The 13,791-nt window shown below is 71.0% G+C and carries 8 protein-coding genes; 4 read left to right on the top strand and 4 right to left on the bottom strand.

Annotated elements, in window-relative coordinates; all coding sequences use genetic code 11:
- Positions 1 to 15: 15 nt before the first annotated feature.
- The 4 genes from nuoL to recQ all read left to right on the top strand — a co-directional run bounded on the left by nuoL (position 16) and on the right by recQ (position 7,465).
- The gene (gene nuoL / locus OHS82_RS18320; protein WP_328434158.1) at positions 16 to 1,929 is read left to right on the top strand and encodes an NADH-quinone oxidoreductase subunit L; all 1,914 of its coding nucleotides are present in this window, start codon (positions 16 to 18) and stop codon (positions 1,927 to 1,929) included.
- 5 nt (positions 1,930 to 1,934) lie between these two features.
- The gene (locus tag OHS82_RS18315) at positions 1,935 to 3,506 is read left to right on the top strand and encodes an NADH-quinone oxidoreductase subunit M (RefSeq protein WP_057584842.1); all 1,572 of its coding nucleotides are present in this window, start codon (positions 1,935 to 1,937) and stop codon (positions 3,504 to 3,506) included.
- The gene (gene nuoN, locus OHS82_RS18310; RefSeq protein ID WP_057584843.1) at positions 3,503 to 5,161 is read left to right on the top strand and encodes an NADH-quinone oxidoreductase subunit NuoN; all 1,659 of its coding nucleotides are present in this window, start codon (positions 3,503 to 3,505) and stop codon (positions 5,159 to 5,161) included. The genes OHS82_RS18315 and nuoN overlap by 4 nt, the downstream gene beginning before the upstream one ends.
- Positions 5,162 to 5,383: 222 nt before the next feature.
- On the top strand, positions 5,384 to 7,465 hold the full coding sequence (gene recQ, locus OHS82_RS18305; RefSeq protein WP_328436079.1) for a DNA helicase RecQ: 2,082 nt from the start codon (positions 5,384 to 5,386) through the stop codon (positions 7,463 to 7,465).
- 236 nt (positions 7,466 to 7,701) lie between these two features.
- On the opposite strand, the gene OHS82_RS18300 is transcribed toward recQ, so the two are convergent.
- From OHS82_RS18300 to OHS82_RS18285, 4 genes are read right to left on the bottom strand one after another with little or no spacing between them, the layout of a single operon-like run.
- A complete protein-coding gene (locus OHS82_RS18300; RefSeq protein WP_443061787.1) occupies positions 7,702 to 10,614 on the bottom strand; it encodes a fumarate reductase/succinate dehydrogenase flavoprotein subunit in 2,913 nt (970 codons plus the stop codon).
- Between the two features lie 11 nt (positions 10,615 to 10,625).
- A complete protein-coding gene (locus OHS82_RS18295; RefSeq protein WP_328434157.1) occupies positions 10,626 to 11,543 on the bottom strand; it encodes an ABC transporter ATP-binding protein in 918 nt (305 codons plus the stop codon).
- Entirely contained in the window at positions 11,527 to 12,444 is a 918-nt protein-coding gene (locus OHS82_RS18290) for an ABC transporter permease (RefSeq protein WP_079041684.1), read from the bottom strand. The genes OHS82_RS18295 and OHS82_RS18290 overlap by 17 nt, the downstream gene beginning before the upstream one ends.
- Positions 12,441 to 13,784: an ABC transporter substrate-binding protein gene (locus OHS82_RS18285; protein WP_328434156.1), complete on the bottom strand. Its 1,344-nt coding sequence runs from the start codon at positions 13,782 to 13,784 to the stop codon at positions 12,441 to 12,443. Before OHS82_RS18285 ends, OHS82_RS18290 begins: the two co-directional genes overlap by 4 nt.
- Between the last annotated feature and the right edge of the window lie 7 nt (positions 13,785 to 13,791).

Genomic DNA, 13,791 nt, shown 5'->3' with positions numbered 1-13,791 from the left:
GGGGTCGGAAGAATCGTGGACAACCTGATTGCGCTGCTGATCGCGGCGCCCCTGCTCGGAGCGGCCGTCCTTCTGGTCGGCGGTCGCCGGCTCGACGCCGTCGGCCACTGGATCGGCACGCTGCTCGCGGCCGTCTCCTTCGTGCTCGGCGTCGTCCTCTTCAGCGACCTGCTGAGCAGGAACGCCGAAGACCGCACGCTGACACAGCACCTGTTCAGCTGGATCCCGGTCGAGGGTTTCCAGGCGGACGTCGCGTTCCGCCTCGACCAGTTGTCGATGACGTTCGTGCTGCTGATCACGGGCGTCGGCTCGCTGATCCACCTGTACTCGATCGGGTACATGGAGCACGACGAGCGGCGGCGCCGCTTCTTCGGCTACCTGAACCTGTTCCTCGCGGCGATGCTGCTGCTGGTCCTCGCCGACAACTACCTGCTGCTGTACGTCGGCTGGGAGGGCGTCGGTCTCGCGTCCTACCTGCTCATCGGCTTCTGGCAGCACAAGCCCAGCGCCGCGACCGCGGCGAAGAAGGCGTTCCTGGTCAACCGCGTCGGCGACATGGGTCTGTCCATCGCCATCATGCTGATGTTCACCACCTTCGGGACCTTCGCGTTCGGCCCGCTGCTCGGGACGGAGGGCGAGCCCGGCATCGCGGGCGACGCGACGGAGGGCAGGCTCACCGCCATCGCCCTGATGCTCCTGCTCGCCGCCTGCGGCAAGTCCGCCCAGGTGCCGCTGCAGTCCTGGCTCGGGGACGCGATGGAGGGCCCGACCCCCGTCTCGGCCCTCATCCACGCCGCGACCATGGTGACCGCGGGCGTCTACCTGATCGTCCGGTCGGCCGCCGTCTTCAACGGCGCGCCCGACGCGCAGCTCGTCGTCACCGTCGTCGGGGCCGTCACGCTCCTGTTCGGTGCGATCGTCGGTTGCGCGAAGGACGACATCAAGAAGGCGCTGGCCGGCTCGACCATGTCCCAGATCGGCTACATGGTGCTGGCCGCGGGCCTCGGTCCCATCGGCTACGTCTTCGCGATCATGCACCTGGTGACGCACGGCTTCTTCAAGGCCGGGCTGTTCCTCGGCGCGGGCTCGGTCATGCACGGCATGAACGACGAGGTCGACATGCGCAAGTACGGCGGTCTGCGCAAGTACATGCCGGTCACCTTCGTCACCTTCGGTCTCGGTTACCTCGCGATCATCGGCTTCCCGGGGCTGTCCGGGTTCTTCTCCAAGGACAAGATCATCGAGGCGGCGTTCGCCAAGGGCGGCACCGAGGGCTGGATCCTCGGCGGCTGCGCCCTGCTCGGCGCGGCCATCACCGCGTACTACATGACCCGCGTGATGCTGATGACGTTCTTCGGTGAGAAGCGCTGGCAGCCCGACGCGGACGGCCACGAGCCGCACCCGCACGAGTCCCCGAAGTCCATGACGATCCCCATGATCGTGCTGGCCTTCGGATCGGTCTTCGCCGGCGGGTTCTTCAGCATCGGTGACCGATTCCTGCACTGGCTGGAGCCCGTCACGGGTCACTCCCACGGCGACTCGCCGGTCAGCGCCCTCACCGTCACCCTCGCCACGATGGTGGTGCTGGTGATCGGCGTGGCGGTCGCCTACGCCCAGTACGGCCGCCGGCCCGTCCCGGTCGTGGCCCCGCGCGGGTCGCTGCTCACCCGGGCCGCCCGACGGGACCTGTTCCAGGACGACTTCAACCACGTCGTGCTGGTCCGCGGCGGCGAGCACCTCACGCGCTCCCTGGTCTACGTCGATCACACCCTGGTCGACGGAGTCGTCAACGGCACGGCGGCCTCGGTCGGCGGCCTCTCCGGGCGACTGCGCCGACTGCAGAACGGCTTCGCGCGGTCGTACGCGGTCTCGATGTTCGGCGGTGCGGTGGTCCTCATCGCCGCGACCCTGCTGATGAGGGCGGTCTGATACCGATGTCCTTTCCTCTGCTGACAGCGACGGCGGCGCTCCCGGCGATCGGTGCGGTGGCCACGGCCGCCGTGCCGGCCGCCCGGCGCAACGCCGCCAAAGCGCTGGCGTTGCTGTTCTCCGTCGCCACACTCGTCCTGGCGATCGTCGTCCTGGTCCGCTTCGACCCGGACGGCGCCCGCTACCAGCTCACCGAATCCCACTCCTGGATCGCCGACTTCGGCGTCCGCTACGAACTCGGCGTGGACGGCATCGGGGTCGCGCTCGTAGCGCTGACCGCGCTGCTGATCCCCTTCATCATCCTCGCGGGCTGGCACGACGCCGACCCGCTGGAGACCGGCAACAAGCGCTGGCGGCCCACACAGGGCTTCTTCGCCCTGATCCTGGCCGTCGAGGCGATGGTGATCCTCTCCTTCGAGGCCACCGACGTCTTCCTCTTCTACATCTTCTTCGAAGCCATGCTCATCCCGATGTACTTCCTCATCGGCGGCTTCGGGGACCGTGCCCACGCACACGGCGAGGAGACGGCGGCCACCCAACGGTCGTACGCGGCGGTCAAGTTCCTCCTGTACAACCTGGTCGGCGGACTGATCATGCTGGCGGCCGTGATCGGTCTCTACGTGGTCGCCGGGAACTTCTCGCTCACGGAGATCGCCGAGGCCCGTGCCAACGGCACGCTCGACATGGCGACGAACACCGAACGCTGGCTGTTCCTCGGCTTCTTCTTCGCCTTCGCGGTGAAGGCCCCACTGTGGCCGCTGCACACCTGGCTGCCCAACGCCATGGGCGAGGCCACCACACCCGTCGCAGTGCTGATCACGGCGGTGGTCGACAAGGTGGGCACCTTCGCGATGCTCCGGTTCTGCCTCCAGCTCTTCCCGGAGGCGAGCAAGTGGGCGACGCCCGCGATCCTCGTCCTGGCGCTGATCAGCATCATCTACGGGGCGCTGCTCGCCGTCGGCCAGCGGGACATCAAGCGACTGGTGGCCTACGCGTCGATCTCGCACTTCGGGTTCATCATCCTGGGCATCTTCGCGATGACCAGCCAGGGCCAGTCCGGCGCGACGCTCTACATGGTCAACCACGGCATCTCGACGGCCGCCCTGATGCTGGTCGCCGGATTCCTGATCTCGCGGCGCGGTTCGCGGCTCATCGCCGACTACGGCGGTGTGCAGAAGGTCGCTCCGGTGCTGGCCGGCACGTTCCTGATCGGCGGTCTGGCGACGCTGTCGCTGCCGGGGCTCGCGCCCTTCGTGAGCGAGTTCCTCGTACTGGTGGGCACGTTCGCGCGCTACCCGGTCGTCGGCATCATCGCCACCTTCGGCATCGTCCTCGCCGCCCTCTACACGCTGGTCCTCTACCAGCGGACGATGACGGGGCCGGTCAAGCCCGAGGTCTCCACGATGCCGGACCTGCGCGCGCGTGAGCTCGTCGTCGTCGCCCCGCTGATCGTGCTGCTGATCTTCCTCGGGGTCTACCCCAAGCCCGTCACGGACATCGTGAACCCGGCGGTCAAGCAGACCTTGTCCGACGTACACAAGAAGGACCCCAAGCCCGAGGTGGAGGCGGCCAAGTGAGCGCATCAGCCGTCCACAGCCTGTGGACAACGGCGGCAGCCGCGACCGAACCGATCGCGAAGATCGACACGCCGAAGATCGAGTACGGGCAGTTGTCGCCCACCTTGATCGTCGTCGGCGCGGCGATCGTCGGGGTGCTGGTCGAGGCGTTCGTGCCGCGCAAGCACCGCTACTACGCACAGCTGTTCGTGACCGTCGTGGCGCTGGTCGCCGCGTTCGCCGCGGTGATCGCGCTGGCGGAGGGCGGCTACGGCACCACGAAGGCGCGCATCGCGGCCATGGGCGCGATCGCCGTCGACGGACCCGCCCTCTTCCTGCAGGGCACGATCCTGCTGGCCGCCCTGGTCGGCGCGTTCACCTTCGCCGAACGCAGGCTCGACCCCGAGGCGCACGGCAACCGGGTCGACTCCTTCGCCGCCCAGGCGGCCTCCGTCCCCGGAAGTGACAGCGAGAAGGCCGCCGTCAAGGCCGGCTTCACGACCACCGAGGTCTTCCCGCTGCTGTTGTTCGCTGTCGCCGGCATGCTGGTCTTCCCCTCGGCCAACGACCTGCTGACGCTCTTCATCGCCCTGGAAGTGTTCTCCCTGCCGCTGTACCTCCTGTGCGCGGTGGCCCGCCGCAAGCGGCTCATGTCGCAGGAGGCCGCGGTCAAGTACTTCCTCCTCGGGGCGTTCGCGTCCGCCTTCACCCTCTTCGGCATCGCCCTGCTGTACGGCTACGCGGGATCGGTGTCGTACGCGACGATCGCGCAGGTCGTCGACGGAACGGTGCAGAACGTGAACCCGGCGCTCGCCGACACCATGGGCAACGACGCGCTGCTGCTCATCGGCGCCGCGATGATCGTCATGGGTCTGCTGTTCAAGGTCGGCGCGGTGCCCTTCCACATGTGGACGCCCGACGTCTACCAGGGTGCGCCGACCCCCGTCACCGGCTTCATGGCCGCGGCGACCAAGGTGGCCGCGTTCGGCGCGCTGCTCCGCCTGCTGTACGTCGTCCTGCCCGGGCTGCGCTGGGACTGGCGGCCGGTGATGTGGGGCGTCGCGATCGTCACCATGCTGGGCGGCGCGATCGTCGCGATCACGCAGACCGACATCAAGCGGCTGCTGGCGTACTCGTCGATCGCGCACGCGGGCTTCATCCTCGCCGGTGTCATCGCGACCACCCCGGACGGCGTCTCGTCCGTCCTCTTCTACCTGGCCGCGTACTCGTTCGTGACGATCGGCGCGTTCGCCGTGGTCACCCTCGTGCGCGACGCCGGCGGTGAGGCGACGCACCTGTCCAAGTGGGCCGGGCTCGGCCGGCGGTCGCCGCTGGTGGCGGCCGTGTTCGCGGTGTTCCTGCTGGCCTTCGCCGGCATCCCGCTGACCTCCGGGTTCGCCGGTAAGTTCGCCGTGTTCAAGGCCGCGGCCGAGGGCGGTGCGGCGCCGCTGGTCGTGGTCGGTGTGATCTCGTCCGCGATCGCCGCCTTCTTCTACATCCGGGTGATCGTGCTGATGTTCTTCAGCGAGCCGCGGCCCGAGGGCCCGACCGTCGCCGTCCCGTCACCGCTGACGATGACGGCGATCGCAGTGGGCGTGGCGGTCACGCTCGTGCTCGGTGTGGCGCCGCAGTACTTCCTGGACCTGGCGAACCAGGCGGGAGTGTTCGTGCGCTGAGCCGGCGACACGCCGCAGGTCCGCGCCTGCCGACATGATGGGCCCGGTTCCCCCAGGGGAGCCGGGCCCACCGTCGTCGCACGGGCGAGCGAACGGGGCCGCCCGTCACCGGGATCATCACGCAGAGTCACCGGATCGGGTCTGTGGATAACTCCGGCGGTGTCGGTGCGGACCCCTATCGTGGAGGCAGTGGTCGAAGGGCGACGTACGGGGGACCAGACGATGGGCGCGACGGGCGGGATCAGCGAGATGACAGGGATCACCGGGACACCGGAGGGGACCGACAGCGAGGCGTTGGCCACGCTGCACCGGGTCTTCGGATACGAGGCTTTCCGCGGCGCGCAGGAAGAGGTCATCGAGCACGTCGTGGCCGGCGGGGACGCGGTGGTCCTCATGCCGACCGGCGGCGGAAAGTCGCTCTGCTACCAGATCCCCGCCCTGGTCAGACCCGGCACGGGAATCGTCGTCTCCCCGCTGATCGCGCTGATGCAGGACCAGGTGGACGCGCTGCGGGCGCTCGGCGTGAACGCCGGGTTCATGAACTCCACCCAGGACTTCGACGAGCGGCGTGTGGTCGAGGCCGAGTTCCTGGCCGGCGAGCTGGACCTGCTGTATCTCGCCCCGGAGCGACTGCGCCTGGAGTCCACCCAGGAACTGCTGTCGCGCGGCAAGATCGCGGTGTTCGCGATCGACGAGGCGCACTGTGTGTCCCAGTGGGGCCACGACTTCCGCCCCGACTACCTCACCCTCGCCGTGCTCGGCGAGCGCTGGCCCGACGTCCCGCGGGTAGCCCTCACGGCGACGGCGACGCGCGCCACCCACGACGAGATCACCCAGCGGCTCAACATGCCGACGGCCCGGCACTTCGTGGCGAGCTTCGACCGGCCCAACATCCAGTACCGGATCGTGCCCAAGGCCGACCCCAAGAAGCAGCTCCTGAGCTTCCTGCGCGAGGAACACGCGGGGGACGCGGGCATCGTGTACTGCCTCTCGCGCAACTCCGTGGAGAAGACGGCAGAGTTCCTCTCCCGCAACGGCGTCGAGGCGGTCCCTTACCACGCGGGTCTGGACGCGGGGACGCGCGCGGCCCACCAGTCCCGGTTCCTGCGCGAGGACGGCCTGGTGGTCTGCGCGACCATCGCCTTCGGCATGGGCATCGACAAGCCGGACGTGCGGTTCGTCGCCCACCTCGACCTGCCGAAGTCGATCGAGGGCTACTACCAGGAGACCGGGCGCGGCGGCCGCGACGGACTGCCGTCCACGGCATGGATGGCGTACGGCCTCAACGACGTCATACAGCAGCGCAAGCTCATCCAGTCCGGCGAGGGCGACGAGGCCTTCCGGCGGCGGGCCGGCGCTCACCTCGACTCCATGCTGGCGTTGTGCGAGACCGCCCAGTGCCGCCGTGGACAGCTCCTCGCCTACTTCGGCCAGGAACCGGACGCGGCGGGCTGCGGCAACTGCGACACCTGCCTCACGCCGCCGGAGACGTGGGACGGCACGGTCGCGGCCCAGAAGGTCCTGTCCACCGTGGTGCGGTTGCAGCGCGAGCGCGGGCAGAAGTTCGGCGCCGTGCAGATCGTCGACATCCTGATGGGCAAGCGCACGGCCAAGGTGATCCAGTTCGACCACGACCAGCTGTCTGTGTTCGGCATCGGCGAGGATCTGGCCGAGGGCGAATGGCGGGGGGTCGTCCGTCAGCTGCTGGCGCAGGGGCTGCTGGCGGTCGAGGGCGAGTACGGCACCCTCGTGCTGACGGAGGCCAGCGGGGCGGTGCTGCGCCGCGAGCGGGACGTACCGCTGCGCAAGGAGCCGAAGAGGCCGGCCACGTCGGCCAAGGCGTCGGGTGGATCCTCGTCCGGCCGCAAGGGGGCCAAGGCGGCAGCGGCCGAGCTGCCCGAGGAACTGCTGCCCGCTTTCGAGGCGTTGCGCGCCTGGCGCGCCGAACAGGCCCGTGAGCAGGGCGTTCCGGCGTACGTCATCTTCCACGACGCCACGCTTCGGGAGATCGCCACGGCGTGGCCGACGTCGGTCGACCAACTCGGCGGGATCAGCGGGGTCGGCGAGAAGAAGCTGGTGACGTACGGGGAAGGTGTCGTCGCGGTCCTGGCCTCATTGGGAGGGCCGCCTGCGGGTGGCGCCGCCGCGGGCGCGACCGAGGTTTCGGCTGCCGGTGCCGGTGCCGGTGCCGCTGCTGGTGTCGGTGCCCGCACGGCCGCCGGTGCGAACGCGGACATGGGCCCGGGCTCCCCGGACCTGTGGCCTGACGTGGACGAAGAGCCCGCACCCGAGGACTGGATGTAGGGGGCCGGCTCCCCTGCCCCATCCGGAGTTCCTGCCCTGAGTTCCCTGCCGTGTCCCGGGCCGGTCCCGGATCCGGACCCGGGTTCCGGTCCCGAGTACGACCCGGAGCCCGGGTGCGAACCGGAGGCGATGCCAGGGGACCCGATGCCGGACCCGGCCCCGGAGCCGGAGGCGGCGCTTGTGCTTCGGTGGTCCTCGGCGTGCCCGGCCCGTGGTCGCCGGTCCGGGCAGGTTCCTCAGAGGGCGCGGCCCGCGTAGGCCCTGACGTCGGCGTCCGAGTCGGTCGTCGCCGTGGCGAGGGCGGCGCGGGCGGCCTCCGAGGCGCGGAGGCGGGTCAGGGCCAGGACGGCGGCCTTGCGGACGTCCGCGTTCGGATCGGCCAGGGCCTTGGCGAGGACGGGCACCGCCGTGTCGGGGTGGGTCACGGACAGCGCGGTGGCGGCGCCGGCACGCACCTGCCACGCCGGGTCCGCCAGGGCATCCACGGCTCGGGCGGCGAGCGGAGCCGGGCAGCCGGTCGTGCCCAGCGCCCTGTAGGCGGCGGCACGGACCAGGGCGTCGGGGTCGTCGACCAGACGGACGAGCGCCGTGTGGACGGCGTCCTGCTCGAGGACGACGTCCGGACCTGTGCCGGTGCCGGTGCCGGAGCGGAATCCGCTGTCCGCGACCGATGAGGCGCCGGCGGCGGACACCGCGCCGGTGCCGTGGCTGCTCCCCGGTTCCGTCGGCGTGTCGCCGCTCAGGCGTCCGGCGGCCACTGTGGCAAGGGACTTGGCGATCGTGACGCGGACCTCCCGGGACGGGTCGGCGGTCGCCGCCCGGGCCAGTTCGTCGGCGGCGTCGACGGAGACCAGAGCGCGGACGGCCTCGATCCGGACGGCGATGTCCGCGTCGGCGAGGGAGCCGGAGAACAGGGCCGCGTCCCCGAGACGCAGGGCGCGCAGCACGTCCAGGGCCGCCGCCCGCACGACGGGGTCGGGCTCGTCCAGTGCGGCGGCGAGACCGTCCCGGAGGGCGGGCTCCGCGGGCAGGGTCTCGACGAGCTCCCGGAGCGAGGCCGCGGCGGCGGAGCGTACCGCCGCCGCCGGGTCGCGCAGCGCTTCTGCCAGCGCGGGGCCGGTGCCCGACGGCAGGGTCTCGGTGAGGACGGCGACCGCCTCGCGCCGGACGGCGGGCGCAGGGTCGGACAAGTAGGGGAGCAGGGCGCCGAGTTCGGGCTCCTCCTCGGCGAGGGCGACGAGTTCGAGCAGACGGGACGAGGACCGGGGAGAGGAGGCCTGGTCGAGGGCGGGTTCGGGCACTGCGGGCGCCGGGAGGCCGGTGTTCGACGCGAGGGACTCGACCCCCGCGGCGACGGGCGCCACCTCCCGTGAACCGGCCGTCGCCACGTTCTCGGCGTGGACCTCGCCGATGTGCCGCGACGGGCCGCCGACGGGGGTGAACTCGTCGATCGGCACCAGATACGGAGCCACGGGCCGGGCCGTGAACTCCATAGCACCGGAAGGGGACTTGTGCAGATCCAGGTGGTGGAACCAGGAGGAGTCGTCACGCTGAGGATGGTCGAGACGCTCGTGGTAGAGGCCCCAGCGGGACTCCGTGCGGGCCAGCGAGGCGCGCGCGGCCATCTCCGCGCAGTCGCGGATGAAGGAGACCTCGGCGCAGCGCATCAGCTCGTGCGCGGTACGGGCGCCCATCTCGGCGATGTCGTCGCGCATCCGCTCGAAGGACTCCAGGGCCAGCGACAGTCGCGCGCCCGACTTGGGCGGGGCGACGTAGTCGTTCACGAAGCGGCGCAGCTTGTACTCGACCTGGGGCTGCGGAGGGCCCTCCGGGTTGCGCAACGGGCGGTAGATCAACTCGTGCGCCTGGCGCAGCTGATCGGCGGGCAGCTCGCCGTCGTACGCCTGGTACCGGGCGGCGTCCGAACCGGCCAGGTCGCCGAAGACGAACGCGCCGATCATGTAGTTGTGCGGGACGCAGGCGAGGTCGCCCGCCGCGTACAGCCGGGGAACGGTCGTGCGGGCGTGCTCGTCCACCCGGACGCCCGACGCCGAATGGCCGCCGCACAGGCCGATCTCCGAGATGTGCATCTCGATGTCGTGGGTGCGGTAGTCGTGGCCGCGGCCGGCGTGGAAGGTGCCGCGGGAAGGGCGCTCGGTGGAGTGCAGGATCGACTCCAGGGAGGCGATCGACTCCTCGGGCAGGTGGCTCAGCTTCAGGTAGACGGGACCGCGGTCGCTGGCTACCTCCGCCGCGAACTCGGCCATCATCTGGCCCGACCAGTAGTCGGAGTCGACGAACCGCTCGCCGTGCCGGTTGACCTGGTAGCCGCCGAAGGGGTTCGCGACGTAGGCGCAGGCGGGGCCGTTGTAGTCCTTGATGAGCGGGTTGATCTGGAAGCACTCGATGCCGGTCAGCTCGGCGCCCGCGTGGTAGGCCATGGCGTAGCCGTCGCCCGCGTTGGTGGGGTTCTCGTACGTGCCGTACAGGTAGCCGGAGGCGGGCAGGCCGAGGCGGCCGCAGGCGCCGGTGGCGAGGATGACGCCGCCCGCGCGGACGGTGACGAACTGCCCTGTGCGGGTGTTGAAGCCGACCGCGCCGATGGCCCGCCCGTCGTCCGGGGCCGTCAGCACGCGCACCGGCATCACCCGGTTCTCGATACGGATCCGCTCCCGCATCTCGCGCCGCCGCAGCTGCCGGTACAGGACCTTCTTGACGTCCTTGCCCTCCGGCATGGGCAGTACGTAGGAGCCGGAACGGTGGACCTGACGGACCGCGTAGTCGCCGTGCTCGTCCTTCTCGAACTTCACGCCGTACGACTCCAGGCGCTGCACCATGGCGAAGCCGCGGGTGGCGGTCTGCCGGACGGTGGACTGGTCGACGATGCCGTCGTTGGCACGGGTGATCTCGGCGACGTAGTCGTCGGGCTCGGCGCGGCCGGGGATGACGGCGTTGTTCACGCCGTCCATGCCCATCGCGAGCGCGCCCGAGTGGCGGACGTGGGCCTTCTCCAGGAGCAGCACGTCCGCGCCGCGCTCGGCGGCGGTCAGGGCGGCCATGGTGCCGGCGGTGCCGCCGCCGATGACGAGGACGTCGCAGGTCAGCTCTTCGGCGTCGGTGAGCGCGGGGATCTGCAGGGGGGTGTCCACCGGGGTGCCTTTCAGGTGCTCAGGGAGGTCAGGACGTCGCGTCGCAGGGCCGCGCGCGCGGGGTCGTCGTGGGCGGCGCGGTCGCGGGGGCGGGGCACGTCCCGTACGGCGACGAGCCGGCCGGCGCCGAGCAGGGCCACGCGGTCGCCGAGGAACAGGGCCTCGTCCACGTCGTGCGTGACGAAGACGACGGTCGCCCCGGTCCCCTGCAACACCTCCACCAGCAGGTCCTGCATGCCGGCGCGGGTCTGGGCGTCGAGGGCGCCGAACGGTTCGTCCATCAGGACGGCGCGCGGGCCGGCGGCGAGGGCGCGGGCCAGTTGCGCCCGTTGGCGCTGTCCTCCGGAGACGCGGTGCGGGAGCTGCCGCGCGCGGTCGGCGAGTCCCACGCGCTCGAGCCAGTCGGCTGCCTTCCTCCTGCGTTCCGCGCGCCGGAGGCCCTGGATGGCGAGGGGCAGTTCGACGTTGGCCAGCAGGGTCCGCCAGGGCAACAGTGCGTCCTCCTGGAAGACCAGCGCGCGGTCCGCCGCGGGTCCGCCGATCGGCAGGCCGTCCTGTTCCACGGCGCCGCCCAGCGCGGGCAGCAGCCCGGCGAACGTGCGCAGCAGCGTCGACTTGCCGCAGCCCGAAGGACCGACGACGGTGAGGATCTCGCCCGGCGGGACGTCCAGGTCCACGTCGGCCAGGGCGGCGGCGTCGGGGCGGCCCAGAGCGGCCGCGCGGAGGGTGAGCCGGGTGCCCCGTGCGGGTGAGCCCGTTGCCGTACCGTCCGCTCCCTTCTCGACCGTCCTCCTTCCGTCCGCCCTCTTCCCGTCCGATTCCGGGCCGGCCGGTTCCGCGGCGGAGGCCGTGGGGGCGGAGCTCGGCGCACCGGCAGCGGCCGTCCCGGTCGCGGGGGCGGTCCGGCGGGTGTCAGACGAGGTGCTCATGGCGCGTCCCCTCGGGTTCGGGTCCGGTGCGGACGGCGTCGTCGGCGCCACCGGAAGCGGCGGAGGTGGACGGGGTCGATGCGGAGGAGGCCGCTGCGGGCGCCGCGAGGTGTCGTGGACGTGGCCGGCCCGGGGGAACGTACGACGTGCGCGGCAGCCAGCGGGTCAGTCGACGGCCGAGGAGTTCCACGGCCGTGGAGGTGGCCCAGCCGAGCACGCCGATCGTGACCATGCCGACGAAGACACCCGGGTAGTCGACGACCGTGTAGTCCTGCCAGGTGCGGTAGCCGACGCCGTACTGACCGGAGATCATCTCGGCGGAGATCACACAGATCCACGACACGCCGATGCCGACCGAGAGCCCGCCGAAGATGCCGGGCAGCGCACCCGGCAGGACGACCGAGCCGAGGATCCGCCACCGGCCGCCGCCCATGGTGCGCACCGCTTCCTCCCAGCCGGGGCTCAGCGCGCGGACGGCGTGGCGGGTGGAGACCATGACGGGGAAGAAGGCGGCGGTGAAGGTGATGAAGACGATGCCCTGTTCGTTGGAGGGGAAGAGGAGGATCGAGACGGGCACCAGGGCGATCGCGGGGATGGGCCGCACGACCTCGAGGATCGGTCCGAGCAGGTCCTCGGCCAGCCGCGAGCGCGCCACGAGCACGCCCGTGGCGACTCCCACGACGGCGGCCAGCAGGAAGCCGCTGAGGATGCGGGTGAGGCTGTCGGTGAGATCGGTCCAGTAGTCGTCGCCGGCCATGCGGTCCGCGAAGGCGCGGGCCACGTCGGCGACGGTCGGGAACTGCGAGAACCGCAGCCACAGGTCGACGTCCAGGCTGGTCAGCAGTTGCCACACGCCGAGGGCGGCGGCCACCGAGGCGACCCGCAGCGCATACCTGCTCATGACGCCCGCCCCAGGGCGTCGGCGTACGTGACGACGCGTGCGCCGCCGTGCGCTGCGACGTAGACCTGCGCGGTGGCCGGGGTGACGAAGGGCAGGAGGGTCGTGCCGTCGGCCACCCAGACCGCCTTGTCGGCGAACCACAGGGTGCCGGTGGTGGCGTCGGGGACGTAGGCGGCGCGGACCTCGTCCTTGTGCCCGGCGACGTACTTCAGCAGCTCGGCGGGCGTCTTGAAGGCGAGGGTCTTCGTGGCGTCGCCCTCGGGCCAGACCTCGCTCGCGGCGGGTGGGGGAGCGGCGGCGAGCTGTCGGGCGTACGACGCGCCGAGCGCCTTCCTGACGTACTGGTCGTCGACGAAGGAGTCCACGTCGACGTCGCCCGTCAGCTTCGCCTGCTTGAGGATCGACACGTCCTTCTTGAGGGCGGAGACCAGCTGGGGCTTGACGGCCGGGTCGAAGGTGGAGATGCCGTGGGCGCCGTTGTAGAGGTAGACGACCTCGGCGGGCAGCTTGGTGGCCTTGGCGACGCTCTCGGCGGCGGCCACGGGATGGTCGTTCAGATAGGCGGTGGCCTCGGACTGCGCCTTGAGGAACGCCTCCAGCACCGCGGGGCGTTCCTTGGCGAACTTCTCGCGGACGGTGACGCCGTGGAACGTGGCCAGGTTCAGCTGGGCGCCGTCGTAGAGGGCCTTGGCCTTGCCCTGGTAGGCGAGCAGGCCGGGCCAGGCGACGAACTGCGAGAGGGCGTCGGCGCTGCCTGCGGAGAGCGCCGAAGCGCCCACGGCAGGCTGCTGGTTGAGCTTCTCGATGCCCTTGTCCGGGTCGATGCCGGCCCGCTGCAGTGCGCGCACGAGGGTGCCGTCGGCGGCGGAGCCCACGCTGGTGGAGACCTTCTTGCCCTTGAGGTCCTGGAGCGAGGCGAGCTCGGAGTCGGGCGCGGTGACGATGGTGTTGAGCCCGCCGCGGAGGTTGTAGCCGGTGATCGACACCAGGCGCGTGGGCTGGTTCAGCTGCTTGCCGCGGGCTGCGTTGATGAGGAGCGGGAAGTCGCCCATCGAGCCGATGTCGATCTTCCCGGCGGTCATCTGCGCGGTGATGGGAGCGCCGGTGGCGTAGTCCTGCCAGTCCACCTTGTAGGTCTTGCCGTCGCCGAGCGCGTTCAGTTCCTTCTCGAAGTAGCCGAGGGAACGCAGGAGGGTGCCCGCGGTGACCGTGTTGATGGTCTTGGACTGGTAGCCGACGGTGACGGTGACCGTGGAGCCGCTGCCGGCCTGGGCGCTGCCGCACCCGGCGAGCGGGAACAGCAGGAGGGCGGCGGTCACGGCGGCTGCTTTGGTTTTCATGGGAGAT

The organism is Streptomyces sp. NBC_00425 (genome assembly GCF_036030735.1).
Taxonomy (GTDB): Bacteria; Actinomycetota; Actinomycetes; order Streptomycetales; family Streptomycetaceae; genus Streptomyces.
This window is presented reverse-complemented; position numbering and strand designations above follow the sequence as displayed.

Coding starts and splice junctions, on each gene's coding strand:
- recQ (WP_328436079.1), top strand. CDS start 5,384: ATGGGCGCGACGGGCGGGATCAGCGAGATGACAGGGATCACCGGGACA.
- OHS82_RS18315 (WP_057584842.1), top strand. CDS start 1,935: ATGTCCTTTCCTCTGCTGACAGCGACGGCGGCGCTCCCGGCGATCGGT.
- OHS82_RS18285 (WP_328434156.1), bottom strand. CDS start 13,784: ATGAAAACCAAAGCAGCCGCCGTGACCGCCGCCCTCCTGCTGTTCCCG.
- OHS82_RS18295 (WP_328434157.1), bottom strand. CDS start 11,543: ATGAGCACCTCGTCTGACACCCGCCGGACCGCCCCCGCGACCGGGACG.
- OHS82_RS18290 (WP_079041684.1), bottom strand. CDS start 12,444: ATGAGCAGGTATGCGCTGCGGGTCGCCTCGGTGGCCGCCGCCCTCGGC.